General features: G+C 43.6%; 25 protein-coding genes. 9 read left to right on the forward strand and 16 right to left on the reverse strand.

From position 1 onward, the window contains the following. Positions 1-146: 146 nt before the first annotated feature. From ABJ384_RS13595 to ABJ384_RS13605, 3 genes are read left to right on the forward strand one after another with little or no spacing between them, the layout of a single operon-like run. The gene (locus tag ABJ384_RS13595; protein WP_349927956.1) at positions 147-1595 is read left to right on the forward strand and encodes a leucyl aminopeptidase; all 1449 of its coding nucleotides are present in this window, start codon (positions 147-149) and stop codon (positions 1593-1595) included. Next, a complete protein-coding gene (locus ABJ384_RS13600; RefSeq protein WP_349927958.1) occupies positions 1588-1995 on the forward strand; it encodes a DNA polymerase III subunit chi in 408 nt (135 codons plus the stop codon). The genes ABJ384_RS13595 and ABJ384_RS13600 overlap by 8 nt, the downstream gene beginning before the upstream one ends. 25 nt (positions 1996-2020) lie before the next feature. Then, the gene (locus tag ABJ384_RS13605; RefSeq protein ID WP_349927960.1) at positions 2021-2656 is read left to right on the forward strand and encodes a hypothetical protein; all 636 of its coding nucleotides are present in this window, start codon (positions 2021-2023) and stop codon (positions 2654-2656) included. A 124-nt stretch (positions 2657-2780) separates the two neighbouring features. On the opposite strand, the gene ABJ384_RS13610 is transcribed toward ABJ384_RS13605, so the two are convergent. The 7 genes from ABJ384_RS13610 to glnK all read right to left on the reverse strand — a co-directional run bounded on the left by ABJ384_RS13610 (position 2781) and on the right by glnK (position 8959). Beyond that, on the reverse strand, positions 2781-3326 hold the full coding sequence (locus ABJ384_RS13610) for a VTT domain-containing protein (RefSeq protein ID WP_086195168.1): 546 nt from the start codon (positions 3324-3326) through the stop codon (positions 2781-2783). Positions 3327-3438: 112 nt separating this feature from the next. Next, entirely contained in the window at positions 3439-4098 is a 660-nt protein-coding gene (locus tag ABJ384_RS13615) for a riboflavin synthase (RefSeq protein WP_180080833.1), read from the reverse strand. Positions 4099-4125: 27 nt separating this feature from the next. Further along, positions 4126-5418: a DNA adenine methylase gene (locus ABJ384_RS13620; RefSeq protein ID WP_086195166.1), complete on the reverse strand. Its 1293-nt coding sequence runs from the start codon at positions 5416-5418 to the stop codon at positions 4126-4128. Beyond that, positions 5415-6518 carry a bifunctional diaminohydroxyphosphoribosylaminopyrimidine deaminase/5-amino-6-(5-phosphoribosylamino)uracil reductase RibD gene (ribD, locus tag ABJ384_RS13625; RefSeq protein WP_349927963.1) on the reverse strand — a complete coding sequence of 368 codons (1104 nt, stop codon included), beginning with the start codon at positions 6516-6518 and terminating at the stop codon, positions 5415-5417. Before ribD ends, ABJ384_RS13620 begins: the two co-directional genes overlap by 4 nt. A gap of 37 nt (positions 6519-6555) precedes the next feature. Next, positions 6556-7014 (reverse strand): transcriptional regulator NrdR, encoded by a 459-nt coding sequence (gene nrdR, locus ABJ384_RS13630; RefSeq protein ID WP_086174158.1) that lies wholly within the window; start codon positions 7012-7014, stop codon positions 6556-6558. 138 nt (positions 7015-7152) lie between these two features. Then, positions 7153-8562, reverse strand: coding sequence for an ammonium transporter (gene amt, locus ABJ384_RS13635; RefSeq protein ID WP_349927965.1), 1410 nt, complete (start codon positions 8560-8562; stop codon positions 7153-7155). Positions 8563-8620: 58 nt separating this feature from the next. Beyond that, complete coding sequence (gene glnK / locus ABJ384_RS13640; protein ID WP_086174160.1) at positions 8621-8959, reverse strand: P-II family nitrogen regulator; 339 nt, start codon at positions 8957-8959, stop codon at positions 8621-8623. Positions 8960-9238: 279 nt separating this feature from the next. Between glnK and ABJ384_RS13645 the strand changes: the two genes are divergently transcribed. The 3 genes from ABJ384_RS13645 to ABJ384_RS13655 all read left to right on the forward strand — a co-directional run bounded on the left by ABJ384_RS13645 (position 9239) and on the right by ABJ384_RS13655 (position 11206). Then, entirely contained in the window at positions 9239-9466 is a 228-nt protein-coding gene (locus ABJ384_RS13645) for an accessory factor UbiK family protein (protein ID WP_086195417.1), read from the forward strand. 68 nt (positions 9467-9534) lie between these two features. Next, positions 9535-11022, forward strand: coding sequence for a YifB family Mg chelatase-like AAA ATPase (locus ABJ384_RS13650; protein WP_349927968.1), 1488 nt, complete (start codon positions 9535-9537; stop codon positions 11020-11022). Between the two features lie 55 nt (positions 11023-11077). After that, positions 11078-11206, forward strand: coding sequence for a hypothetical protein (locus ABJ384_RS13655; RefSeq protein WP_349927969.1), 129 nt, complete (start codon positions 11078-11080; stop codon positions 11204-11206). A 102-nt stretch (positions 11207-11308) separates the two neighbouring features. On the opposite strand, the gene ABJ384_RS13660 is transcribed toward ABJ384_RS13655, so the two are convergent. Then, positions 11309-12070 carry a TorF family putative porin gene (locus ABJ384_RS13660; protein WP_349927971.1) on the reverse strand — a complete coding sequence of 254 codons (762 nt, stop codon included), beginning with the start codon at positions 12068-12070 and terminating at the stop codon, positions 11309-11311. Positions 12071-13441: 1371 nt separating this feature from the next. On the opposite strand from ABJ384_RS13660, the gene ABJ384_RS13665 reads away from it, so the two are divergent. Continuing rightward, positions 13442-14776 carry an OprD family outer membrane porin gene (locus tag ABJ384_RS13665; RefSeq protein WP_349927973.1) on the forward strand — a complete coding sequence of 445 codons (1335 nt, stop codon included), beginning with the start codon at positions 13442-13444 and terminating at the stop codon, positions 14774-14776. Positions 14777-14861: 85 nt separating this feature from the next. On the opposite strand, the gene ppa is transcribed toward ABJ384_RS13665, so the two are convergent. Together ppa and ABJ384_RS13675 are read right to left on the reverse strand one after the other, a co-directional pair. After that, positions 14862-15398: an inorganic diphosphatase gene (gene ppa, locus ABJ384_RS13670; protein WP_005233448.1), complete on the reverse strand. Its 537-nt coding sequence runs from the start codon at positions 15396-15398 to the stop codon at positions 14862-14864. Positions 15399-15523: 125 nt separating this feature from the next. Next, positions 15524-15925: an MAPEG family protein gene (locus tag ABJ384_RS13675; protein WP_300043878.1), complete on the reverse strand. Its 402-nt coding sequence runs from the start codon at positions 15923-15925 to the stop codon at positions 15524-15526. A gap of 105 nt (positions 15926-16030) precedes the next feature. Here ABJ384_RS13675 and ABJ384_RS13680 point away from each other — a divergent pair, with 105 nt between their 5' ends. Further along, positions 16031-16411, forward strand: a complete 381-nt coding sequence (locus tag ABJ384_RS13680; RefSeq protein WP_349927975.1) for a hypothetical protein — start codon at positions 16031-16033, stop codon at positions 16409-16411. 49 nt (positions 16412-16460) lie between these two features. On the opposite strand, the gene ABJ384_RS13685 is transcribed toward ABJ384_RS13680, so the two are convergent. The 6 genes from ABJ384_RS13685 to ABJ384_RS13710 form a co-directional block, all read right to left on the reverse strand. Then, positions 16461-18137 (reverse strand): AMP-binding protein, encoded by a 1677-nt coding sequence (locus tag ABJ384_RS13685; protein ID WP_349927978.1) that lies wholly within the window; start codon positions 18135-18137, stop codon positions 16461-16463. Between the two features lie 148 nt (positions 18138-18285). Then, positions 18286-20505: a DNA topoisomerase IV subunit A gene (parC, locus tag ABJ384_RS13690; protein ID WP_349927980.1), complete on the reverse strand. Its 2220-nt coding sequence runs from the start codon at positions 20503-20505 to the stop codon at positions 18286-18288. Between the two features lie 164 nt (positions 20506-20669). Beyond that, entirely contained in the window at positions 20670-21989 is a 1320-nt protein-coding gene (locus ABJ384_RS13695) for an MFS transporter (RefSeq protein WP_086195156.1), read from the reverse strand. A gap of 135 nt (positions 21990-22124) precedes the next feature. Continuing rightward, entirely contained in the window at positions 22125-22769 is a 645-nt protein-coding gene (locus ABJ384_RS13700) for a trimeric intracellular cation channel family protein (RefSeq protein WP_086195155.1), read from the reverse strand. Between the two features lie 60 nt (positions 22770-22829). After that, entirely contained in the window at positions 22830-23297 is a 468-nt protein-coding gene (locus ABJ384_RS13705; protein ID WP_349927983.1) for a YchJ family protein, read from the reverse strand. 361 nt (positions 23298-23658) lie between these two features. Then, positions 23659-25236 carry a TerC family protein gene (locus ABJ384_RS13710; protein WP_086195153.1) on the reverse strand — a complete coding sequence of 526 codons (1578 nt, stop codon included), beginning with the start codon at positions 25234-25236 and terminating at the stop codon, positions 23659-23661. 341 nt (positions 25237-25577) lie between these two features. Here ABJ384_RS13710 and ABJ384_RS13715 point away from each other — a divergent pair, with 341 nt between their 5' ends. Beyond that, positions 25578-26198: a TIGR00730 family Rossman fold protein gene (locus ABJ384_RS13715; RefSeq protein WP_180042635.1), complete on the forward strand. Its 621-nt coding sequence runs from the start codon at positions 25578-25580 to the stop codon at positions 26196-26198. Positions 26199-26313: the final 115 nt, after the last annotated feature.

Consider the following 26313-nt stretch of genomic DNA (forward strand, 5'->3'; position numbering starts at 1 on the left):
AAAAAAGAAACAAATAAAACTAGCGCTAGTTTACCCGAATGGTGAAAATATAAAACCTATACTGTTGTTGCGCATTGAAACCCTATTCATAGAAATGTTTCAATGGTTTAATGATTTGCAATCTTTCCAAGGCATGAATACAGCACATGAAACTGACCATTAATACGTCATTCCAAGAGAATGCATCTAGCCCATGTTTATTGATATTAGTAGATTCCGAACAGCTGCAAAAGGCCTCGACCACTTATCAAATCAATGATTTAACTAGTTTAGTCGAAGCTGCACAATTCAAGGCAAGTCTATGCGAATCTTTAACCCTGATCGGCAAAGTGGCTGCCTGTACCAATACCACGCTGATTGGCCTAGATAAAGCAGCTGAAATTCAGCCGACCAAATTAGCAAAAATCGCACAAAATATTATCAAAGAGTCACAAAAAAAATTCAAACAGATCAGTATTGATATTTCTGCCCTAGCCCCTGAACAGCATTATTTATTTGCACTGGCGCTGACTCAGGCCAGTTACGCATTTGATGAATACAAATCGAAGAAAAATGAATTTGTGCTTGAAGAAATTCATCTGATTGCCGAAAACAGCACATTAAACCCGCAACAATTATCTCTGATTCATGCAGTGCAATCCGGTCAAAATTTGGCCCGTGATTTAGGCAATCGCCCAGGTAATATCTGTTTCCCAGAATATCTGGCTGAACAGGCTCAAGCTTTGGCAGCACAATATCCGGACCTACTAAAAGTCACCGTGATTAATGAACAGCAAATGGCAGACTTGGGCATGAATGCCTTCTTGGCAGTGAGCAAAGGTTCAGACCGTCCGGGTCGTGTGATTACCCTCGAATATAAAGCCCATACTGAGCAGGCCCCTGTGGTACTGGTCGGTAAAGGCGTAACCTTTGATACAGGCGGTATTTCACTGAAACCGGGTCTGGGCATGGATGAGATGAAATTTGACATGTGCGGCGCGGCATCAGTGCTAGGCACCATGCGTGCGCTATGTGAAGCAAAACTGCCAATTCATGTGGTCGGTGCCATTGCCGCTGCTGAAAACATGCCTTCAGGTCATGCCACCCGTCCAGGTGATATCGTAACCACCATGAGTGGACAAACGGTGGAAATTTTAAATACCGATGCAGAAGGCCGTTTGGTACTATGCGACACCCTGACATACATCAAGCGTTTCAATCCGGCGCTGGTGATTGATATTGCAACCTTGACCGGTGCCTGCGTGGTGGCCCTAGGTTCAGTGTTGTCAGGTTTATTTACCCCGGATGACGAATTGGCTGCTGAAATTACCGCTGCAGGCCAGGCTTCATTTGACCGGGTATGGCGCATGCCGGTGATTGAAGACTATCAGGAACAGCTGGATTCCCCATTTGCCGATATTGCCAATATTGGTGGACCGAAAGCCGGTTCTGTGACGGCTGCTTGTTTCTTGCAACGCTTCACACGTGAATACCGCTGGGCACATCTCGATGTTGCCGGTACAGCATGGAACTCAGGTACAGCCAAAAATGCAACCGGTCGTCCTGTGCCATTACTGGTTCAGTTTCTGGCCAATCGCGTGCAGTCGAATGGCTAAAGTCAGCTTTTACCTGTTTGAAAAAAGCAATGAACGGCAAGTGCAAAGCACTTGCCGTTTGTGCCGCAAGATTCTGAAACAGCCGGCACAGATCTGGTTATATTGCGAAAATACCGACTTGCAGCAGCAGCTTGATGAACAGTTGTGGAGTTTTGATCCTTGCAGTTTTATTCCGCATGGTATTGATCAGGAACAGGCCAGCATTTGCATTTCATCCCGCCTGCCGCAAGAGTCTGACTGGATTGTGTTTAATTTTAACAATCAAGCCCTTGAACAGATTGATAAATTTAGTCACATTATAGAAATCATCGAAAATAATGAATCGGCAAAACAACTGGGTCGTGAAAAATTTAAACAATATCGACGCTTAGGTATTGAGCCTCGAACGTTCAAGCTTTAACCGATCAATGGAAATAAGGAGAGATGTGGTGGCATTAAATGTCGGTCAAGATTTTAAACAGCGCTGGTTAAACGTACCTGAGGCTGTTCGTCAGGCATTTATTGATGACCTACACCGCGTCTGCAATGTCCTCAAACCTGAAACCAATATTCAGAAGTGGCTAGAAAAAGACAAAGAAGCCCAGCAGCAATCTTATGAAAAGATTGAACATGCCTATGCCGAACGTAAGGCCCAGCTGATTGAAGAAGCGCGCTTGCGCAAGCAGCGTGCCCTGGAACAGTCGCTGGAAAATAAGCGTGCCGAACAGGCGGCTTATGCACGGGCATTACAGCTAGACGAAGAAAGACAGTTTGCCGAGCAGGTTCATACCTTGGCTTTTATACGTCAAAATATAGAGCACGAAACGCAAACCTATACTGCACGTTATCACAAGAACCCTGCAGGCCCGGCCTTGAATTTTGCCAAGGGCATGTTCTCGATTGCTGACCATGAAATATTATCGGAGCTGGAAAGCCTGCGTTTGCGTCTGGAATTGGAAGCTGAAACGCTGATTGAGCAAGCGGTGACTGTATTTCGCGCCAAGTTGCATCAAGCCAGTCAGGAAGAAATTGACTATATTTTAAAGAACTCTAATTTATCTTCGGAAAAACCTGGCACTTGAGTTTCAGCATGGCGACTTCAGGTATTTTTTAAATATTGTTGCCATGACAAAAAAAAGTCCATTTCGGTGGACTTTTTTTTGACTTCAGCATATGGAATGAGGCTGAAACTCAAAGCATCCGAAATTAAAACAGGTCCACTGCTAGACCCAGTATATTCCCGGCACCGTAGCCTATACTCAATAATACCGCAATCCAGATTAAACCACCGGCCACGTTATACAGCATAAAACTCAAGAGATTCATATGCCCTGCCCCTGCAGCAAAGGGCGCAAATGAACGTACAAATGGAACAAAGCGAGCCATCAGAATGGTTTTACCACCATGTTTGGTAAAATAATGGTTGGTTTTTACGATATAGGCCGGTTTTAAGTAGCGTGAATGTTCATGGAAAAACTTAAACCCCAAAATCTGCCCGGTATAATAATTGACAATATAACCCAGTACCGCAGCACTAAACAGCAACAGTCCCATGGTATTTAAATGAATCACATCTGTGGTTGAACAGAGAGCACCAATAGCAATCAGCAGGCTGTCTCCCGGCAAGAAAAACATAAATACGGAACCGGTTTCTGCAAAGATAATCAGAAATAAAATGGCATAAATCCACAGACCATACTGATCCAGCAAAGTAGGTAACCATTGTTCAATATGCATTAGAAAATCAAGCATCTTCAGCTACTCACTTTAACCACATTATTTTCATAACTTATTAAAAATCAAAACTAAAAACAAAAAAAACAGCCTGACTTTTCAATCAGACTGTTTTCTATTCTAAGATGTTTTACTTCAAGAAGCCATTTTCTGCTAAAAATGCCATGCTTAATTTGGATTGTTCTTTGACTTCAGCAGCTTTATCCCCCAGCATTAAACGCTCGATATAACGCGCTAAAACATCGACTTCCAGATTCACTTTGGCGCCGGTTTTCCAGGTGCCAATATTGGTTCGTTCTGCAGTATGCGGAATCAGGTTCAGGCTGATAATATTGCCACGCAGGTGGTTAATGGTCAGACTAATGCCATCTACTGTTACCGAGCCTTTTTCTGCCAGATATTTGGCAATTTCCGCCGGAGCCGTTACCTCATAATAAATGGAACGGGCATCTTCACGTACCAGCGTGATTTCACCGACCGCATCGACATGACCACTGACGATATGTCCGCCAAAACGGGTGGTCGGCAACATGGCTTTTTCCACATTGACCGGCTGCCCCACTTTCCAGGTACCTAAAGTAGTTCGATTCAGACTTTCACGTGAAACGTCAGCAGCATACCAGTTTTCACCCCATTCAATCACAGTCAGGCAGATCCCGTTGGTGGCAATCGAATCGCCCAAATGCACATCAGACATGTCGAGGTCGGTGCCAATACGCAAACGCACATCACCACCCACATTTTGCAAGCTTTCTACTTTACCTAGACTTTCAATAATGCCTGTAAACATAACTTTTTCTCTAATTCTGCCGTTGTTTTACCACAATGCCAGTTGTGTACTTACACCGGTCGTATCCACACCGCCAAGTTCAGCAAAATGATACAGCTGACCCAAGAGTTGACGTAATGGCGGACCCGATTTGGCATGGGTATCGGTGATGACAATAAATTCTAGCACACGTGCGCGCTCTGACTGGCGCTGCTTGCTCACCCGGTAGCGCGGTACATCTTGGGTCAGCAAGGTGACGCGACCACGCTTCAAGTTAGCCTGCAGCAAATCGCCCGCTTCAATATTACCATCGGTCGAATAGCTGGTCAGAATATAACGTGCATTAATGGTTGCCAATAATTTTTCATAGGCTTCTTTGGCATGCTTGGAAGAATTGTACTGGCTCGGACGCTCTTTACGCCACGCCCGGTCAATCCCGCTTTTAAAGCCTTTGGTGTCTGGACTCGGCAAATCGACCTGATCCCACAGCGTCAAGGCATTCAATACATGATAGTTACTGCTATAGGCATGCTGGTTATACGGCGGATCCAGATAAGCGATATCGACTTCAAAATGACTCATCTGGTTGGCCAGATGCTGGGCATCAACACACCACATTTCCGCGGCCGGTTTTTTCGGGTCGCCGATTTCACAGAAACGGCTTGGGGTCAGCCAGAGTAAGGATTCAATCCGTTCCAAAGCAGTTTGGGTTTTACCGCCCCAGCCATGGTGGAAGCTTTTAAATACCCCAGAAGTATTACTGACGAAACTGGCCGAATACAGCAAGGGTGCCAGCAATGCCGACATTTCTACATCATCAATCGCACCTTGTGCCTGCCAAGTGGCAATCTGCTGACGGATGGCATCAATGCGCATGCCATTACGGCGCTTGAAGAACAGACGGTCGCGAGTCGGATCATAAATTTCGTCATTACGCGGACACAGATTATGCGTGACCCAGCCTTTGACTTCCGGCAAACGGTTCAGATAATCAATGGCTTTTTGATAGCCGCCCAGCTCTTTAAATGCGGGTGCTTCGACACAGGACAAAATCGCGCTATTTAACGCATGGCTGTAGGGTTCCCAGTCATTGGCAATGACCCGATAGCCATTTTGTCGCGCCAGACGCGAAACCACGCCGGAACCAGCGAAAAAGTCAGCAAAAATCGGCGCCCGGCCATTGTGGCTATTTAAGGTTCCCGTACTCTCAAGCGCTTCCAAAATCAGATGCAGTAACCGGCGCTTATTGCCTAAATACGGAACAAGCTGGTTGAAAAGATATTCATCTGTAGTACGTGCTGAATGACGACGTTTATGATAAACCGAAGACTCTGAATTCATACTGTCTCTTGAGAAGGGATTAACCTTAAGCGCACATCATTCCCGAGTTGAGCCAGGTCGATGAGCTTAAATCGAAGTTGCTCTGCCATACGGTCGAATTCCGCATTAAACATCGCACGAGCGGTTTGACCTAAAAAGGTCGGTGCAACATAGCTGATCATTTCATCCACCAGCTGTGCCTGTAAAAAGGCCGTGGATAATGTTGCCCCTGCTTCCACCAGCACATCATAAATTTGATATTGGGTAGATAAGGTCTGTAGCAAGTCTTTTAAAGGCTGTACTGGCAGTTGTAGCACGCCTAAATCGGCCAGTTCCTGACGAAACGGCCCCATCACCATGAGCGTTTCGGGCTGCTGCAGTATTTTTGCAGTCAGAGGTAAACGCCCCTGACGGTCCAGTACCAGACGTTTGGGCTGAACAATCGTACTGATATCGGCAATGCCATTCAGTTGACGCACATTCAGCTGGCAGTCATCGGCAAGTACCGTTTCAATGCCAGTAATCACCACACCGGAAATGGCACGCCAGTGCTGGACATCCTGACGGGCCTCGCTTCCGGTAATCCATTTCGATTCACCCGATGCCATGGCGGTTCGACCATCCAGGCTGGAAGCGACTTTTAAACGCACATAAGGCATGCCAGTGGCCATGGTTTTTAAAAAACCCAGATTGAGTTTTTCTGCTTCTTGTTCGCAAATACCAACACTGACGTCAATACCGGCATCTTTTAAAATCTGCACACCTTTACCCGCCACTAAGGGATTCGGGTCCGGACAGGCCACAATCACTTTTGCAATTCCAGCTTCGACCAGACCTTTGGCACACGGCGGTGTACGGCCATAATGTGCACACGGCTCCAAAGTGACATAAGCTGTTGCACCACGTGCCTGTTCACCGGCCTGGCGCATGGCAAATACTTCTGCATGCGGTTGCCCGGCCTTCGGATGAAAGCCCTCACCGACCAATTGACCATCTTTAACGATGACACAGCCGACATTGGGATTGGGTTTGGTTGAATATTGTCCAAGTCGTGCCAATTCGATTGCACGCTGCATCCAGAGCTGATCTGGCTGAATGGAATCTTGTTTTAACTCGGACATTGCATGGCTCTTGGAAAATATAATCTTAGTGTTCGATTTAGTGTTCGCGCTGTTGCATCTGTTCAATTTGACGACGGAAGGCTTCAACATCCTGGAAATCTTGATAGACCGAAGCAAAACGGACATAAGCGACATGATCAAGGGCAAATAAAGCCTGCATCACAATTTCGCCAATGGTGCGGGATTTTACATCGCGCTCACCTAAACGACGAATTTGCAACTGGATATCGCTGAGTACGGTTTCAATCTGTTCCTGGGTCACCGGCCTTTTTTGCAAAGCATGCATCAGGGAACGACGCATTTTTGCTTCGTCAAACGGTTCACTCTTGCCATCAGATTTAATCACCCGGGGCATCACCACTTCATAGGTTTCAAAGGTAGTAAAACGTTCTCCGCAGCTGATACATTCACGACGTCGACGAATCTGGCAACCTTCGGCAGCCAAACGAGAATCGATCACTTTACTATCTGCAGCGTTGCAAAATGGACAGTGCATAGCGGTTTAATTGAACAAATCAAATCGGATTCAGAGTGTAGCAAAAATTCTGCCCTTTGTAGAGACTTACGCAAGATATGGAAAAAAAACAGCCCTGACGGGCTGTTTTACACAATATATTGATTATTGGTTTTTATATTATTCTACACGTTCGCCATGTTGACTCAGGTCAAGACCCATACGTTCGTCATCACTCGCAACACGGATACCGATGACCAGATCAATCACTTTCAGAATGATAAAGGTCAATACTGCAGAGTAAGCAATGGTTGCCAGTACACCTTCAAGTTGCACCCATAATTGATGCATCATGTCTGTCGGCACTTTATCACCCATAATAAATTCACTGGCAAATACTGCAGTCAGAATTGCGCCGACAATACCACCCACACCATGCAGACCAAAGGCATCCAAAGAGTCATCCGCTTTCAGTGCACGTTTAAGTGCAGTAATACCCCAGAAACAAACAACACCACCGATCAAGCCCATAGCTAAAGCACCGCCTACAGTCACGAAACCTGCTGCCGGTGTAATGACCACCAGGCCAGCAACTGCACCAGATGCACCACCCAATACCGAAGCTTTACCACGAATCACTTTTTCAGTAATTAACCACGAGATTGCAGCAGCGGCAGCAGCAACTTGTGTAGCAATAAGTGCATAACTGGCTGAACCGTTGGCACCAAGTGCAGAACCACCATTGAAACCGAACCAGCCTACCCATACCAGGCTTGCGCCCACCACGGTTAAAGTCAGATTATGGGGAGCCATTGATTCACGGCCCAAGCCCATACGTTTACCGAGCATGTATGCAGCAACCAGACCTGCAACACCCGAGTTAATATGAACTACCGTGCCGCCAGCAAAGTCTAATGCGCCATCATTCGCTAACCAGCCGCCACCCCATACCCAGTGAGTAATTGGCGCGTACACAATCACACTCCAAAGTGTAATGAATGCAACGAAAGCTCCAAATTTCATACGTTCTGCAATCGAACCGGTAATAATAGCTACAGTAATGATGGCAAAAGTCATTTGGAAAATCACAAACAGAACTTCCGGAATCGTTCCAGTTAAGGCATCTGTGGTAATGCCGGATAGCATGATTTTATCCAGGTTACCAATGAAAGCATTGCCACTGCCAAAGGCCAGGCTATAACCAATCACCACCCAGGTAATACTCACAATGGCTACCGCAACAAAGCTATGTGCCATGGTACCAAGTACGTTTTTCTTACGAACCATACCGCCGTAAAATAATGCGAGTCCTGGAATGGTCATCAATAGAACCAGTGCTGTAGACACTAAAATCCATGAGGTGTCACCTGTATCTAATTTTGGTTTTTCTTCGACAGGCGCTGCTGTTTGTTCAGCTGGAGTAGGTGCCGCAGCTAATTCAGAATTTGTTGTTAAAGACGAGGCAGCCGTTTCAGTCGCTGCGACATTTTCAGCAGGAGTGGATGCTGCTGTTAGTGCTTCTTCAGCCCATGCAACAGAACCACCTAAAAGTGCGCCAGATAAACTCAGCGCAATAAGCATTTTTTTCATTCGTATCCCCCAACCTAGTTTTGTGAGTTATTAGCTACTCAGCAAACTTCATGCCAAATTAAACAGCATCTGCACCTGTTTCACCGGTACGGATACGGATGACTTGTTCTAAATTAGTAACGAAAATTTTACCGTCACCAATTTTTCCTGTGCTTGCTACACGGGTAATCGATTCAATGACTGAATCAACCATTTCATCGCTAATCGCGATTTCAATTTTTACTTTAGGCAAAAAATCAACAACATATTCTGCACCACGGTAAAGTTCAGTATGACCTTTTTGACGACCAAAGCCTTTGACTTCAGTTACGGTGATCCCTTGAACACCAATGTCAGAGAGTGCTTCACGCACATCATCCAATTTAAAGGGTTTTACAATTGCAGTTACGAGCTTCATGTTTGTTTTCCTTCGGCTTCTTTCACCAGTAAGGTTTTATGTTCAAATTCCGTGCCAAAAATTCTAAGGTTGGGGGAAATAGAAACTTTGACACGAGTTTTCTTTATAACCTATTTTATCCTTTTACATGTAGTCTGAATTCCAGAAACTAGACATTTTTACTATAAAATTAACGATTTTAAACATCGGATAAAGCTATATCCGCTCGAGTGGGACTATGGTCCAAGTAGCAGCAATGTTACACTAGCACCACTTCTCCATCCTTATATGGGTACTGCAATGATTGAAACCTTATTACAAGCCATAATGGAACAACTCGATCAACCAAAAAAAGATGTTGAGCATAATTTACGTGCCTTACTGAATGAAGCAGTCAGCAAGATGGATCTGGTTTCCAAAGAAGAAATTGAACGTCAACGTACTGCATTAAATAATGCCAACCTGCGCTTGAATGAACTGCTTAAACAGGTTGAAGCTTTAGAAATTAAAATCAAGAACAATAAATAAGCACTTGTTTAGTGCATAAAAAGACCAAAAACGATTAAAAATAACGCACCACAATGGAACAATAATAAATGTCTTTTGCTAAAATTTACACTCGATGTCTGCTTGGACTTCATGCACCTTTAATTGAGGTGGAAGTTCATGTCAGTCAGGGCTTGCCTTCTTTAACCATTGTCGGGCTGCCTGAAGCAGCAGTTCGGGAAAGTAAAGACCGGGTCCGTTCTGCCATTATTAATAGTGGTTTCCAATTCCCCAGCAAACGTCTCACCATCAATTTAGCGCCTGCAGACTTACCCAAAGATGGCTCGCGCCTGGATTTACCCATTGCTTTGGGGATTTTAATCGCTTCAGGCCAACTACCTGAAAATGTGACAGATCAGCTGGAATTTATTGGTGAACTGGCCCTGGATGGTCAACTTCGTCCCATCAGCGGTATTTTAAGCATTGCCATTGCCTGCCAGCAGTCTGGACATCAACTGATTTTGCCGGAACAGAATGCCCAAGATGCTTCGCAACTGCCCAATTTTGAAGTATTTGCTGCCCATCATCTCAAAAATGTCTGTGAACATTTATCTAGACAACATCCACTTCAGCAATATCAAGCCCCTAGCAGCAATCCAATCAATCAGTACAAATTTGATTTAGCCGATATCAAAGGTCAATTGCGCCCGCGACGGGCTTTGGAAATTGCTGCCGCTGGTGGACATTCACTATTGTTTAAAGGCCCGCCCGGTACAGGAAAAACACTGTTGGCTTCACGGCTGGCCAGTATTTTGCCCCCTCTGGACATGCAAGAAAATCTAGAAGTAGCTAGTATTTATTCGGTTGCCAATAGCTCGCATCCCTTTGGGCAGCGCCCTTTTCGTGCGCCACATCATACCGCTTCCGCAATTGCCTTGGTGGGTGGGGGTTCCCATCCCAAACCGGGGGAAATTACGCTGGCTCATTTGGGCGTATTATTTTTAGATGAGCTGCCTGAATTTGATCGTAAGGTCTTGGAAGTATTAAGACAGCCGCTCGAATCCAAGGAAATAGTGATTTCCCGTGCCTCCAGGCAAATTACCTTCCCGGCCAACTTTCAACTGATTGCAGCAATGAATCCCTGCCCTTGTGGTTATGCTTTTAATCAGGATATCCGCTGTCAATGTTCCCCAGATGCGATTAAACGTTATCAAAACCGGATTTCAGGCCCCCTCTTGGACCGGATTGACCTGCATATTGATGTGCCGCCTTTACAAGCCCATGAATTACAGGCGACTACACCAGTTGAAAACTCACACACGGTTCGGGAACGGGTAATTCAAGCCTATAATTTACAAATCCAGCGACAACAATGCCTGAATCATGCTTTAAGTCCCAAACAGCTGGAACAGTTTGCATGCCTTGATGCGCAGGCACAGAAAATTATGGAAATGGCCCAGCAACGCTTAAACCTGTCTGCCCGGGCTTATCATCGGGTATTACGTGTCGCGCGAAGCATTGCCGATTTAACCCAACATACTGACATTCAAAGCCAGCATTTAACTGAAGCGCTGTCCTATCGGGCACAACAGGGTTAATACTAGATGCAGAATTTTATTCTGCCATCCTGAAAGTCTTGTCCATGCAGTGCAGATGGGCCAAATGATTAAACAGACATTTAAAGGTCAGTCCGATTCAAATGATGGCGAATACCTGATTGCCAATACCTTGGCTAGCTTTTTTTACCTGGATCGTCATAACACGGCATCAATTCAGTGCTGATCCGCGCTGCATTTTCTGCAGCAGCCTGCACATCAGACTCTGCCCTATAAAAAAACCTCCAAAGTCATGCTTTGGAGGTTTTTTAATGCTTTGAAATTACAATTAGAATGTTTTGGTTAGGGTAAATACCGCACCGGTATCCACCGCACGTTTTCCAACATCCGATAAACCATCAGTATCAATATTGGTACCCACAGCTGCCAGTTCAGCACTGGCACCTGAAATGGATTTAAAGCCATACGTTACCCCCACTTTCCAGTCTACATAATTATCATCACCATTAAAGGTATATTTGTCTTCATCTACAATGGTATAGCCTACAGCGCCGACCCCACCAAAACCTGATGAACCAAATGGAACTGAATAACCCACATTCACATTCCAGCTGTCTGCATCTGCACCGGCATAGTCATTGGTATAATTGAGATTGGTTAAAATGCTATCGCCTTCTGCAATCACACTTTTGAAGCCTAATTTGCCATATAATTCTGCCCAGTTCAGATCGCTGGCACTTGGATAATTATAGTACACCACCCCAACATCTACTGTCGGTTTGCTGCTGAAAGCTTCAAGCGTGGTGGCATAGCCAAGCGATGGATCCAGTTCCAAGCTAGGTGTGCCGCTGCCAAAATTCACATTGGAACCCCACAAGCCAAAATATAACCCTGAAGTATGAGCTAGCGTGAATCCTGCTTGTACGGCTGGATCATTTTCCGTTTGAGTCACACCACGGAAACGATAGTCTGTAGTGACGGCTGCACTACCACTAAAAGACAGGCCAAAAGGTAAGGCAGGAGCATCTGCAGCAAATACAGCACCTGACATACTAGCTAAAGTGGTCACAGCAAATAATTTTTTAAGCATTTTATAGATCCCCGACAGATTTTTATGGATTCAAGAGATATCAGCAATTGCTATGCCAGTTTAAAAAACAACACAGTAATTTTTAGCCCGTAAATCGCCAATATAATATTAATATATTGATATTTATAAATTTATTATTTAAAAATAAAAACAAAACCTAGTCATTTTTCGAGCTTTACCAGATTGACAGCTTTCTCTCTTTTAGATGGTCTGCATGCTAATACAGCTTAAATATTTATTTACAACCTGCCTTATTTTGAGACTGTTTTTTCCGGTAGAGCTAAAAATGCCTAGAAAAAGTGCACAAAAAATATTCACTGTACGCTTGTTTATGCATCTATCTCCTTCTCTGGCTAAAATCGGCCAGTTAAAACCCCAATCCACCGGCTCAAAAATCTGGATCAAAATCAGCTGCTACCTTCTCAAGTTTTAATCAAACAATATTGGCCATGTTTGACTTACTGACATATTAAGCATGCATTACAGTAAATATCGGGAGCATGATCAGCTCCTGCAAAGTTCTGTTTAAAACCTTAATCTTGATCTGCACACGATTATTCAAAAGTCCTGACATAGACTGACCAAGAACTGCGAAACCAAGGATGAATCAGCTTTTATGTACCTATGCCCTACTGAGAGCTAAAAAAGATCATTATTTTTATCTCACTGCCCACATTTTATGCACAAAAGCATCGCATGGACTTTTTTGCTGATGATCAGACCGTATTTTCAACTCATATAAATCAGGAACTTATTGCGCGCAAAAAATAATACAATTTTATCTGGACCTAGCAGAATTTATTCCGACTATGGAATGATTAAGATTTTACCCAATGATAAACTAAACAATAATAATTAAAACTTTATCTATAATTTTTGGTCAATTTTTTGATCATTTTAAAACATATTTCTCAAACAAAAAAAATCGACATGTAAGCCTAATTTTTTAACCAGAATATCTGATTATTTCAGTCAAAAGTCAGCTGATTTTGCTACTTTTTAAAAAATTAAATCATTATAAAGAGGTGTTTCTGCTGATATCACGGGTTGATAAAAGCCATGTTTTGGGCCTGATATCAAAATTTAGGACGCTAAAATAGCATTTTTCAAAACCACAACTCCCTATCAATTTTTAATGAGGCATCGGTATTAGCCCAAAATTTATTTAGAGTTAAAATATCATATTGTTTTGTAAAAAAAATTACATAAATAATAATTTTCTAATATTTTGTTAACCAAAAGGTATAATTTACATTTAAACAGGTTATAACTTTAATTAAATAAAATGTATTAAAAAAAGCTTTTTTTGCGATACATTATGTATACAATTCTGCCAATTTCTTCTCCCATTTTGTATAAGGCTCTCTCCCAATGCAAAAAGCTAAAAAACTTACCTTAGCAGTTTTAATTCAAGCTGCCTTAATTTCAACTGCCTATGCCAGTGAACAAAGCGAATCTAAAGGCTTTGTTGAAGATGCAGAAGGTTCTGTATTGTTCCGTACAGGCTATTTAAGCCGTGACAAAAAAAATGGTGTAGATGACACCAGCTCTTTTGCTCAAACAGCAATTGTGAACCTGGATTCCGGCTACACTCAAGGCCTGATCGGTTTTGGTGTGGGTGTGGTGGGTGATGCTTCATTTAAATTGGGCGAAAATAAACATGCCGGTAATGGCATGATTCCACGTGAAACTGGCCTAAACAGTCAAGGTCAACTCACCAAAGGTGCAGGTGATACTTATGATCACTGGACCCGGGGTGGTGCCAATGTAAAAGCGCGTGTATCTAATACTGATGTACGTTATGGTACTCAAGTTTTAGACTTGCCTGTATTAGCCAGCAATACAGCCCGTTTAGTTCCTGAATATTTCGATGGCTTCCTTGTAACAAGCCGTGAAATTAAAGGTCTGGAACTAACCGCAGGTAAATTCACTAAAAACCAGTATTCAGACCAGATCAATTCAGATGGTAATGAACTAGACCGTGCAGTGGTTTGGGGTGCTAAATATAAAGTGAATGATGCTTTAAATACTGCATACTACGGTGTAGACATTAAAGATAAATTAGAACGCCATTATGCCAATGTAAACTTTAAGCAAAGTCTTGCCAACAACAGTTCACTCACTTATGACTTCAGTGGCTATCATACTGAATGGGATCGTGGCGCCAATAGCAACTTATATTCATTCATTGGTCCGGCTGATGGTGATTACCAAAACTCAATTTGGGCAGTTTCTGGTACTTATAACAAAGGTCCGCATAATGTCATGTTGGCTTACCAGCAAAACTCAGGCAATACTGGTTATGACTATGGTTTAGGTCGAGGTGTGGGTGATGGTCATCAAACCATTTACATGCCAAACTCTTATCTGTCAGACTTTATTGGTAATGACGAAAAATCAGCGCAAATTCAATATACTTATGACTTTGGTGCAATGAATGTTCCTGGTTTAACCTGGACATCAGCGTTCGTTTACGGTTGGGATATCAAAGCAACTGATAATAAAGGAACAATGATCAGTGACAATGCTCAAGAACGTGAATTCTTTAACCAGGTGAAGTATACCGTTCAAAGCGGTTTTGCTAAAGATGCTAGCCTTCGCCTACGTAATTCTTACTACCGTGCAAGCAATGATTATCAAAACAACTATATTGGTGATACCAACGAATGGCGTATTTTCTTGGATATTCCTGTGAAATTATTCTAATTCACTCGAATTTCAAGTCATAAAAAACCTGCACAATGTGCAGGTTTTTTATTTAAGTCTTTAAAGACTTAAATTGAAAAAGCAATTATTTATTTGCTTCTGCATAAGCTGCAATTGAGCTCAGTACTTCTTGTTTAGCAACATCAGCACCTTCCCAACCACTTAACTTAACCCATTTACCTGGTTCTAAGTCTTTGTAGTGCTGGAAGAAATGTTCGATTTGGCTGATCAACAATGGAGGAAGATCTGTATATTCCTGAACGTCTTTATAGATCGGTGTTAATTTGTCGTGCGGTACTGCAACCAGTTTCGCATCAACACCACCATCATCTTCCATGTTCAATTTACCTACAGGACGGCAACGAATCACTGAACCTGGTTCAACTGGGTGTGGAGTCACAACCAATACGTCAAGTGGGTCACCATCAAGTGACAATGTGTTTGGCACATAACCATAGTTTGCCGGGTAGAACATTGCAGTACCCATGAAACGGTCTACAAATAATGCATCAGAATCTTTGTCGATTTCGTATTTGATTGGTGCTGCATTTGCAGGAATTTCAATAATTACATAGATGTCGTTTGGTGCATCTTTACCCGCTGGGATATTGCTGTAGCTCATAGCATCACTCTTTAACAAGTTAAATCTTTTTTAAACCGCGACGATTATAACGGTTTTTGCGTATTAAATAACTTTTCGATTATACATCTGCTGGGTGAAAATATATATTTCCACCTTCTCAGGCCTTATGTGGTTAATTTAATGACCAGTAGCAACAGACAAATCGGACAAAGCAAGGACAGGATCCAGATAATAGAACGCAAAGTAGCCCAATTAGCTAAATAGCAGATTCCATAAAAAATACGGAGTAAAATATAGGCAATACCAAAAGTCATGATTACGGTTTGAGAAATCACCATATATTCTGCCATTAAAATGGAGGCAATAAATAAAGGTAAACTTTCAAAACTGTTTTGTTGTACCGCATTGGCACGGGCGGCCAAACCTGTGGTTTTAGCCAAAAATTCGCGCGGGTTCTGGTTATCTCTTGCTTTAAAACCGGCTATTTTTTTTGCAATTGCAGTAAAAACATAGGGCAATAAACATGCGATTAAGATGAGATAGATTATTCCGCTAATGCTTTGCATCTCATTTTTCTCATTAAAATTTTATGCTGCCTATCATAGCATGGTGTTTTCACAATATTTTTTGTAAATTATAGCGTTTTTATAAACGAGCAATAAGGATCCATAATGATCACTCCTGATCAGGAAAAAATGTTTGATGTACTCGAAAAGCAGCGCCAGCATCAACTTAAAGTGGATCGGGTACTCAAAATCGTATTGCCTATTACAGGATTTTTACTTTCAGTCGTGTGTGCCAATTTCAACAGGCTTTCTCTTATTTTTACCATTGTTATTTCTATTCTTGCACTTTGGATGATCGGGATTAAACGCCAAGCCCTTTGGATCTGGACGACAGTCGTTGCACTCTACTGTTTGCTCGATAATTTATATAGCTTTGGTGCATTTGATTTACAGCGATACGTCTATCAATTTGGTAGCATCACGACCTTTCTATGGATTACCGGGATAGCACGTCCCTATATTGATCGATGGATGTTAAAAGATTAAAAGCCCAAATAAAAAAGCGCCGATCACGGCGCTTTTTTTATTGCAGCATTTATGCAGTTTTACGCAAGTCTTTACGTAAGATTTTACCTACGTTGGACTTTGGTAATTCATCTATAAATTCAACATAACGCGGACGCTTATAACCAGTTAAGTTCTCTTTAGCGAAAGCAAGCACTTCTTCTGTGGTGAGTGACGAATCTTTCTTCACCACAAACAGTTTAGGCACTTCACCTGATTTTTCATCCGGCACACCAATCGCAGCAACTTCCAATACTTTAGGATGCGTAGAAATCACTTCTTCAATTTCTGAAGGATAAACGTTGAAGCCCGACACCAGAATCATGTCTTTCTTACGATCGACAATCTTGATATAACCACGATCATCCATGATCCCAATATCACCGGTACGGAAGAAACCATTGATCATCACTTTTTCAGTTTCATCTGGACGGTTCCAATAGCCTTTCATGACTTGTGGACCACGAATCGAGATTTCACCCTGTTCGCCAAGCGGCACTTCATTACCATCATCATCCAAAATTGCAACTTCAGTCAACGGTAATGGAATACCAATGGTACCGCTAAATTCAGTGGATTGCGGTGGATTGGCTGTTGCAACAGGTGAAGTTTCAGATAAACCGTAACCTTCAATAATATTGGTGCCAGTAATTTTCTTCCATGCTTCAGCAGTAGAAGGCAGGACTGCCATACCGCCACCCATCGCCATTTTCAGTTTGCTATGGTCCAGCTGTCTAAATTCTTCATTGTTCACCAAGGCATTAAACAGGGTATTGACTGCCGGGAAGAATGATGGCTGGTATTTACGCAATTCTTTCATTACCGCAGGTAAGTCACGCGGGTTTGGAATAAGCACATTGGCCTGACCTTTATACATACCGTACAATGCGCATACCATGAATGCAAAGATGTGATAAAGCGGCAAAGCACAGAAAATACGGTCATCCGGTTGCCCATCTTGAGCACCAAATTTACTTTGGAAAATACCGTCGCACTGCAACATGTTGGCAACAAGGTTACGGTGAGTCAGTTCAGCACCTTTAGAAACACCGGTAGTACCGCCGGTATATTGAAGTACGGCTGTATCACTGAGCGTAAGGTTTGGACGCTTATAATTGCTTGCGCTGACTTTAGACATTGCTGCATTAAAACGGATATGTCCTGGAATATTCCAAGCCGGAATTTGCTTACGCACTGAACGTAAAACAAAGTTGACTAATGTACCTTTTAAGGCACCCAACATATCACCCACCGAAGCAACAACCACATGCTTCACCGGGGTTTTACCAATAATTGCCTGGTAAACCGTTGCAAAGTTTTCAATAATAACCAGCACTTCAGAACCGGAGTCATTTAACTGATGCTCAAGTTCACGAGAAGTATAAAGCGGGTTGACGTTTACAAGCACTAAACCTGCGCGGAAAATCCCCAACGCAACAACAGGATATTGAAGCACGTTTGGCATCATCACCGCCACACGTGTACCCTTTGCCAATCCTAAACTTTGTAAATATGTTGCAAATTTACGGCTTGCTTCTTCCAACTCATTAAAAGAGAGAACTTTATCCATAAAAATAAAGGCGTCACGTGAGCCAAATTTTTGGAAGTTGCGCTCAAACACATCAACCAATGAGGTATTTTCAGCCGGTAATTCTACAGTTTCTGGAATCCCTGTCTTTTGGTATTCAGCGAACCAAATCTTTTCCATAATGCCTATCACTCCAATCTTAATCCTTAGTTTTTAAACTATTTTTTTCTTTGCTGAACCTGGTTTTTTCCTTTTGTATTGTTCAACAAAGCATCCATTTGCACGAATTACACCATATATAGCCTATTTCATATCTGGGATGCTAGTTTTATCTTTGAATGAACAGTCTATTTGCTTTTTGATATCCTCGTGGTAAGAGTTGACCTTTAGTGCCTCGCTTACCGATATACTTTTGAAGATCATCACCTTTTAATTTTAATTGTTGCTGTCCAGCAACTACTTGAATTATTTCATCTAAATTCAACATTGTCATAGATACAATTTGATCTTTCGCCTCGAGTTGTATCAATTTATTACCTTTACCTTTGTTCAGGCTTGGTAATTCTGACAAATCGACAACCAGCATACGGCCTGCTGAACTGAGTAAGGCCACATGAGTCGCCTGTTCTATTGCTTGCAGTGGCATCGCTTTGCCATCTTCAGGCACAGTCAGGAAGGACTTCCCTGCCTTGGCATTGGTATCCAGTTGTTTCGCCTGGGTTTTAAAGCCATAACCTTTGGAACTCAAGGCCAAAATTTCAGCTTCATCCTCGGCAATAAACACCTGAATGAAACCTACACCGCTGGCGGGTGCAAGTTTAGAACTTAAAGGTTCACCCAAGCCACGTGCCGATGGCAAAGTATTAATGGCCAGTGCATAACTACGACCGGTATCGTCCAGTACATAGACCCGTTGATTGGATTTACCTTGAGCATGGCTTAAATATTGGTCACCGGCACGGAAATTCAGATTTTCGGCATCGACCTCATGGCCTTTAGCTGAACGGATCCAGCCCGCCTCAGACAACACCACAGTCACCGGATCAGCTGGCAACATGTCCTGTTCATTAATGGCCAATGCTTCGGCGCGGCGTACAATAGGCGAACGGCGGTCATCACCAAACTTTTTCGCATCTTCTTTCAGTTCATTAATGATCAATGCTTTTAAAGATTCAGGATTGGCCAGTTGCTCGCGGATAATGGCCGCACGCGCTTCCAGTTCTTCCTGTTCGCGGCGCATTTCCATTTCTTCAAGACGTGCCAAGTGACGTAACTTGAGTTCCAAAATAGCTTCGGCCTGAATTTCATCAATATTGAAATGGGACATCAGCACCGGTTTGGGTTGATCTTCTTCGCGAATAATGCGAATCACTTCATCAATATTTAAGTAGGCAATAATCAAGCCGACCAGAATATGCAGACGTTTTTCAATTTTATTTAAATGGTATTGCAGGCGGCGCGTTACCGTATTCTTACGAATCTCGATCCATTCCAGCAAAATGCGGCGAATCGATTTCACTTGCGGACGGCCATCGGCACCAATCATGTTCATGTTGACACGATAGCTAGATTCCAGATCGGTCGTTGCGAATAAGTGACTCATCACTGCTTCGGCATCAATCCGGTTAGAACGTAATACAATCACCAGACGGGTTGGATTTTGATGATCCGATTCGTCACGCAGGTCACTGACCAAAGGCAATTTTTTCGCCTGCATCTGATCGGCAATCTGGGTAATCACTTTAGAACCCGACACCTGATACGGCAAGTCGGTAATCACGATTTCATTTTTTTCTATTTTATAAACCGCACGCATACGGTAACTGCCACGTCCTGTGGTTTGCAGTTTGAGCAGTTCTTCAGGTGCAGTGATAATTTCGGCTTTGGTCGGTAAATCGGGTGCCGGAATATATTCCGCCACTTTTTCATCGCTTAAATTTGGATTACGAATCAGCGCGATGGTGCCTTTAATCACTTCACGCAAGTTATGCGGTGGAATATCGGTCGCCATCCCCACAGCAATGCCTGTAGTACCATTCAGTAAGATATTCGGTACACGTGCTGGCAAATTCACCGGTTCTTTCATTGAACCATCGAAGTTGTCCTGCCAATCACAGGTGCCTTGACCCAATTCAGACAACAGCACTTCACTATAAAGCGAAAGTTTGGCTTCGGTATAACGCATGGCCGCGAAGGATTTCGGATCATCGGGTGACCCCCAGTTACCTTGCCCTTCAATAAAAGGATAACGGTAACTGAATGGCTGTGCCATCAGTACCATCGCTTCATAACAGGCAGAGTCACCATGCGGATGGTATTTACCCAGCACATCACCCACGGTACGAGCCGATTTTTTCGGTTTGCCACTATGCTTTAAGCCCAATTCACTCATGGCATAGACAATACGGCGCTGTACCGGTTTTAAACCGTCACTGATATGCGGCAATGCACGGTCCATAATCACGTACATGGCATAGTTAAGGTAAGCTTGTTCAGTAAATTCGGCTACGGAACGATTTTCTGTCGCATGATGCACAAGGCTGGTCATAAAAGCGTGAAATCCTAAATAATTCGTTTTTGTATCTACGTTGTTATGCTATGTCGCAGCTGCGGACTACACAAGGGCAGTAACCCACACTCTGCGACAAATTGTGTCTTATGGACTAAAAATATCCATTTTATAAGGGCCAATCAACCCAAAAATCAGCAATTTTATAAACCAATCGACTCTAAAGTTTTACCTTTGGTTTCTTCACCCAGCAGCAGGATAATCAGTGCTACCGCAATTAAAACGGCGGTAAACATCATAAAGACATAGCTGAAACCATGGTCGAGCACCATTATATGGGTGACAGCAAATGGCGCGAAAATACCACCAATACGGCCAATCGCCCCGGCCCAGCCTGAACCGAAGGCCCGGATATTGGCTGGATACTGTTCGGGTGTGTAAGTATATAGAACACCCCAAGCTCCAAGGTTAAAAAAGGACATCAAACAGCCCCACAGCACAATCTGGGTCACATTGTCCGATTGACCAAAGAAATAGGCAGAGACTGCACACATGGCAATGAAACCGGCCAATGTTGCCTTACGTCCCAGTTTTTCCACCAGCCATGCCGCAGCAATATAACCCGGCAACTGGGCCAGAATCATCACCAATACATACTCAAAAGACTTCACAATGGTATAGCCTTCTTTGACCAGCAAACTTGGCAGCCAGGTAAAAATACCGTAGTAGGAAAATACAATACCAAACCAGATCAGCCACAACATCAGGGTACGGCGGGCAAAAATACCGGACCAGAGTTGAGAGAAGCTAATGTCATGCTTTTCGGCCACCGGTTTGACTTCAAAAATTTCAATCACTTCCACGCCACATTGCGCTTCAATTTTTTTCACCAAAGCATGCGCTTCTTTATGTCGACCCCGATTAATTAAGTACGGCACCGATTCTGGCACCATTTTCCAGATCACAATCGCATACAGCGCAGGAATACCCCCAATCAGAAAAGCAGCATGCCAGCCAAAATCAGGAATCACAAACCGCGAAACCAGTGCTGCCACCAGCCAGCCCAAACCCCAGAAACTTTCCAGCAGCACAATAAAGCGGCCACGGACATGAGCGGGAATATATTCGCTCACCAGCGTCACGGCCACCGGTAGCTGACCACCCAGTCCAAGCCCGACAATAAAACGGAACACCAGCAGCCAGCTGAGGTTCGGTGCAAAGGCACAAGCCGCGGTTGCCAGGCTATAAATCACCAGGGTTGAAGCAAAAACCGTTTTACGCCCCCAGCGATCGGCAAGAGCTCCCGAACACACTGCCCCAATGGCCATTCCAATAAAACCAATGGAAACCACCCAGCTTTTATCATCCGGCGTCATGGCCCAGTCTTCCGCCATTTTGGCCAAAATAAAGGAAATCAATCCGGTATCCATGGCATCAAACATCCAGCCCAGACCAATCACCCATAGTAAGGTATAGTGAAACTTACCAATCGGTAAACGTTGTATACGTGATACTAAATCCATAACAAGAGCTCTGATTTGGTGAAAGAATGCATGCTGCTTTCCCAACAGGATTTATAATTGTATTAATTTTTATACGCCAATTTGCAGATGATGACCGCTCATTTCGTCGGTCATTCATCATATTAAGGCAATATTCTAGGAAGCATCTTTGGAGGATGCGGACTGGTCGTCGTCATCTTTATAAATAAATTTCGGCATTTCCAGACCGAAATAGATGGCGATACAGCGTAAAGAAAAACCGAAGATTAAGGTGGAAATAACAGTAATTTCCAGAGAGAAACCGATATCCTGACAAATCCAGTAACAAATCACGGAAACAAAGGAAATACTGGCATACAGTTCACGGCGGAATACCAAAGGCACGTCATTACACAGAATATCGCGCAGAATACCGCCAGAAACTCCGGTTAACACTCCAGCTACTGCGGAAACCACAAAGCCATGCCCCATCTGCAAGGCAATCTGGCAGCCAATAATAGTAAAACCGATTAAACCCAGAGCATCGAGAATCAAGAAGATGGAACGTAAATGGCGCATCCATTTGGCTATCAGAATGGTGACAAAGGCTGCACAACAGGTCAACACCAGATATTCCGGATGCTTCACCCAGGTCAGCGGATAGTGCCCAAGCAGTACATCGCGAACCGAGCCACCACCCAGTGCAGTCACGCAGGCAATCAGCGTTACCCCAAACCAGTCCATACTGCGCCGACCTGCCGACAGTGCCCCTGTCATGGCTTCAGCCGTAATTGCGATAATATAGATGACCAATAGCAACATTGCCCTGATTCCCCTGAGGGTAATTGATGCGCGCTATTCTAAGGCAAATTTAGCGGAAAATTACAGATATTGTGCACAACATTGCTTAAATTTTTTCCCTGAACCGCAAATACACGGCTGTTTCATCGTAATGTTCATTGTGGTTGTCGGATCAAGGAAATACCATGCGCCTTCATGCTTTACAAAATGGGAAATTTCATGATGAACCTGTGCTTGCTGACCATCATGATAATGCGCCTTAAATTCAACCTGGGCATGGTGCTTGTCCAGTTTTTCCTGAGCCTGCACTACCTCCAGCTTGAGCCAATGATTGGCCTTGCTCCAGTCACGAATCGCAGCCACATCCAGCGCCTGTTGCTGGCCTAATGCGGTAGTTTTCACAATATAGTCAATTTCATGCTTGGCAAAGGCACTATAGCGTGAACGCATCAATTGCTCTGCAGTGTGTGCTTTGGCCTGACCCAAATGTAAGGGTTGGCAACAGTGGGCATAATTCCCCTGTCCACATGGACAATTGCTTTCTGACATCAATTTTTTCCAACTTAGATTAGGGTCTGTTAACACTTCGTCTATGTTTGCGACTACGAGTATTTTTTAGAGGATACAAGGCGTGAACTACAAAATTTAGTCATTCTAAATGCGTAGTTCACAACGACGTAGCGTCAAAAAATACTCTAGTCCCGAAGGGTTGTGGCTAAAATTATCCCAGACTTCGTTATGAAATTTAAAAATGGAACCACCATTCTTTGCATTTCATTCCTTGTCTGATCAATTTTAGCCTACAACGCAAGCCATTTATGAAATGTCAACAGACCCTCATAATCAAATAGCCCGACAATGCGGGCTATTTTAATTCAATCTCGATAAAAATCAGCTGTGCAGGATGAAATTAATCTTCTGTCTGATTTTGATTGAGCGGGATGATATGAACCTTATCAATTTTATGGCCATTCATCGTCACTACTTCAAAAATATGTTTATCTGCCTGCAATTTGGCACCACTTTCCGGCAAACGCCCCAGATGGAACAGGATATAACCGGACAAGGTTGAATACTGTTCAGACTCATCTACCAGATCACGGTTTAACAACAAAGAAACATGACGAATATCAGTAGAACCTTCCAGGATTAAAGTGCCGTCTTCCAGACTTTCTGCCGCTGTTTCAAATTCATCTTCATCCGGGAATTCACCGGCAATCGCTTCAAGCACATCAATCGGGGTAGCAAGCCCTTCAATCGAACCGTATTCATTCAGCACAATCGCCATTTGCAGCGGTGCCTGACGCAACTGTTCCATCACCATCAGCACCTGGGCATTTTCATGCACAATCACCGGCTCGCGTAAATGCGCTTCAAAATTCAGTTTTCCGGTTTCGATATAGTCGTTCATGACTTTATGGGTCAGCACTATACCGGCAATATTATCCAGTTCACCATGTGCCACAATCAAACGTGAATGGGTCATGCTGAGTAACTGTTCTTTAATGGAGGCTTCATCTTCATCCAGATCAATCCATTCCAGTTCCGGACGCGGCGTCATCACCGATTTCACCGGCCGTTCCGACAGCCCCAGCACACCTTGCACCAGCACACTGTGGTAAACCCCGTTCTCTTCATTAAAGACTTCATCGGCAAAGGCACGGGTCGCCAGTACATCTTCGGCTTCATTGTTTTGCGATTCACTTTTACCACCAAGCATACGCATAACGGCAGAAGCAGTACGGTAACGCAAGTCCGTCGTGGTCACCATGCGCTCCTGATTACGGCGCATAGTCTGGTTGATAAATTCCACCACCACAGAGAAACCAATCGCCGCGTATAAATAGCCTTTAGGAATATGGAAACCGAAGCCTTCAACAATCAGTGAAAAGCCGATCATCATCAGGAAGCCGAGACACAGAATCACCACAGTCGGATGTCTGTTGACAAAGGTCATTAGTGGTTTAGATGCCCACAGCATGATGCCGACTGCAATCACCACCGCAATCATCATCACCGACAGGTCTTTGACCATGCCGACTGCGGTAATCACGCTATCCAGAGAGAATACGGCATCCAGTACCACAATCTGAACGATCACCATCCAGAATGCGGCATGCACCGGGTTTTCTTCTTTCTGCGGTTGAGCACCTTCTATACGCTCATGTAATTCCATGGTGCCTTTAAATAACAGGAAGACACCACCAAACAGCAAAATCAGGTCACGGCCGGAAAAAGGATGATCCAGAACATGGAACAGTGGCTGGGTCAAGGTCACCACCCAGGCAATGGATGCAAGTAAAATCAACCGCATACACAAAGCCATAATCAAGCCGACGATACGGCCTGCATTACGCTGTTCTGGGGGCAGTTTTTCCGCCAAAATGGCAATAAAAACCAGGTTGTCGATACCCAGTACAATTTCTAGAACCACTAAAGTTGCCAGTCCAATCCATGCTGATGGATCTGACATCCATTCCAAGATCATTGGATATTCTCCTGTGCAGGATGATGAGGGACTGATTTTAGAAGGTTCATATTAAAATCGCTGAATATGCGATGAACAGCATGCTGTATATTTTTTTCAGAAGCATTGAAGTGTTCAGAGTGAGGACAACCACTACCCATGTTAATTCATTTGTTGGAAAACAGATTTTTAGTATAGCAAGATGAAGTAGAAATTCATCCTCTTTTCCTCACTGCGCTGTTTTTAGCTCACCCAATTTCAACAAATCTTTGCAAAGGGAGTATAAGGCTGATCACGACCTGTCATATTTAACAGTTAAGCTAGAGACTGAAAAAATAAAATGCTATGGTAAAAATATAATGATGAACAGTGTATTAAAAATGACTCCCAAACATAACAATCCTACTCCCAAAACAACTCAACCTTTAATTGCACTCTACTGTGGTTCACGTTCAGGCAATAAACCAATTTATCAGGAAAAAGCCGTAGCTTTGGCTCAGGCACTGGCTGATCTGGGTTTCGGCATGGTCTATGGCGGCGCAAGTATAGGCCTCATGGGGCAAGTGGCTGATGCCGTCAGACAGCGTGGCGGTGAAACCGTCGGGGTGATCCCTGAATTTATGCTGGATTATGAAATTGCGCATCATCAGCTGACCGAATTACACATTGTACACAGCATGCATGAACGCAAGGCCATGATGGCTGAGCGTGCCAGTGCTTTTGTCGCTTTACCAGGCGGCTTGGGTACCTTTGAAGAAATTCTGGAAATTGCCACTTGGGGACAGTTAAATCAGCACCAGAAACCGATGATGCTCTATAATGTGAATGGCTTTTATGATGCCCTGGTGAGCCAGCTGGATCATGCAGTCAGTGAAGGCTTTTTACCGCCGCAGCATCGCGCCAAACTGATTATCTGCAATCATGCCGATCAGATTCTCAATGCCATTAAAAATCTGGATGCACCACAACACTTTGCCATTTAAGTCCAAGCCAGGACATAAAAAACGAACTCCAGACAGTGCTGTCCCATAATGGATAGCACAACTTTTTCTTACACCACTTTAAACGGATTGCTTTAAACTCTGTAAAAAATCACTT

The organism is Acinetobacter sp. A1-4-2 (assembly GCF_040233925.1).
Taxonomy (GTDB): domain Bacteria; phylum Pseudomonadota; class Gammaproteobacteria; order Pseudomonadales; family Moraxellaceae; genus Acinetobacter.

What these genes read in the sequence shown, in the direction of transcription:
- ABJ384_RS13595 (WP_349927956.1), top strand. Translation starts at nt 147, where the DNA reads ATGAAACTGACCATTAATACGTCATTCCAAGAGAATGCATCTAGCCCA.
- ABJ384_RS13600 (WP_349927958.1), top strand. Translation starts at nt 1,588, where the DNA reads ATGGCTAAAGTCAGCTTTTACCTGTTTGAAAAAAGCAATGAACGGCAA.
- ABJ384_RS13610 (WP_086195168.1), bottom strand. Translation starts at nt 3,326, where the DNA reads ATGCTTGATTTTCTAATGCATATTGAACAATGGTTACCTACTTTGCTG.
- ABJ384_RS13615 (WP_180080833.1), bottom strand. Translation starts at nt 4,098, where the DNA reads ATGTTTACAGGCATTATTGAAAGTCTAGGTAAAGTAGAAAGCTTGCAA.
- ABJ384_RS13620 (WP_086195166.1), bottom strand. Translation starts at nt 5,418, where the DNA reads ATGAATTCAGAGTCTTCGGTTTATCATAAACGTCGTCATTCAGCACGT.
- ribD (WP_349927963.1), bottom strand. Translation starts at nt 6,518, where the DNA reads ATGTCCGAGTTAAAACAAGATTCCATTCAGCCAGATCAGCTCTGGATG.
- nrdR (WP_086174158.1), bottom strand. Translation starts at nt 7,014, where the DNA reads ATGCACTGTCCATTTTGCAACGCTGCAGATAGTAAAGTGATCGATTCT.
- amt (WP_349927965.1), bottom strand. Translation starts at nt 8,562, where the DNA reads ATGAAAAAAATGCTTATTGCGCTGAGTTTATCTGGCGCACTTTTAGGT.
- glnK (WP_086174160.1), bottom strand. Translation starts at nt 8,959, where the DNA reads ATGAAGCTCGTAACTGCAATTGTAAAACCCTTTAAATTGGATGATGTG.
- ABJ384_RS13645 (WP_086195417.1), top strand. Translation starts at nt 9,239, where the DNA reads ATGATTGAAACCTTATTACAAGCCATAATGGAACAACTCGATCAACCA.
- ABJ384_RS13650 (WP_349927968.1), top strand. Translation starts at nt 9,535, where the DNA reads ATGTCTTTTGCTAAAATTTACACTCGATGTCTGCTTGGACTTCATGCA.
- ABJ384_RS13655 (WP_349927969.1), top strand. Translation starts at nt 11,078, where the DNA reads ATGGGCCAAATGATTAAACAGACATTTAAAGGTCAGTCCGATTCAAAT.
- ABJ384_RS13660 (WP_349927971.1), bottom strand. Translation starts at nt 12,070, where the DNA reads ATGCTTAAAAAATTATTTGCTGTGACCACTTTAGCTAGTATGTCAGGT.
- ABJ384_RS13665 (WP_349927973.1), top strand. Translation starts at nt 13,442, where the DNA reads ATGCAAAAAGCTAAAAAACTTACCTTAGCAGTTTTAATTCAAGCTGCC.
- ppa (WP_005233448.1), bottom strand. Translation starts at nt 15,398, where the DNA reads ATGAGCTACAGCAATATCCCAGCGGGTAAAGATGCACCAAACGACATC.
- ABJ384_RS13675 (WP_300043878.1), bottom strand. Translation starts at nt 15,925, where the DNA reads ATGCAAAGCATTAGCGGAATAATCTATCTCATCTTAATCGCATGTTTA.
- ABJ384_RS13680 (WP_349927975.1), top strand. Translation starts at nt 16,031, where the DNA reads ATGATCACTCCTGATCAGGAAAAAATGTTTGATGTACTCGAAAAGCAG.
- ABJ384_RS13685 (WP_349927978.1), bottom strand. Translation starts at nt 18,137, where the DNA reads ATGGAAAAGATTTGGTTCGCTGAATACCAAAAGACAGGGATTCCAGAA.
- parC (WP_349927980.1), bottom strand. Translation starts at nt 20,505, where the DNA reads ATGACCAGCCTTGTGCATCATGCGACAGAAAATCGTTCCGTAGCCGAA.
- ABJ384_RS13695 (WP_086195156.1), bottom strand. Translation starts at nt 21,989, where the DNA reads ATGGATTTAGTATCACGTATACAACGTTTACCGATTGGTAAGTTTCAC.
- ABJ384_RS13700 (WP_086195155.1), bottom strand. Translation starts at nt 22,769, where the DNA reads ATGTTGCTATTGGTCATCTATATTATCGCAATTACGGCTGAAGCCATG.
- ABJ384_RS13705 (WP_349927983.1), bottom strand. Translation starts at nt 23,297, where the DNA reads ATGTCAGAAAGCAATTGTCCATGTGGACAGGGGAATTATGCCCACTGT.
- ABJ384_RS13710 (WP_086195153.1), bottom strand. Translation starts at nt 25,236, where the DNA reads ATGATCTTGGAATGGATGTCAGATCCATCAGCATGGATTGGACTGGCA.
- ABJ384_RS13715 (WP_180042635.1), top strand. Translation starts at nt 25,578, where the DNA reads ATGAACAGTGTATTAAAAATGACTCCCAAACATAACAATCCTACTCCC.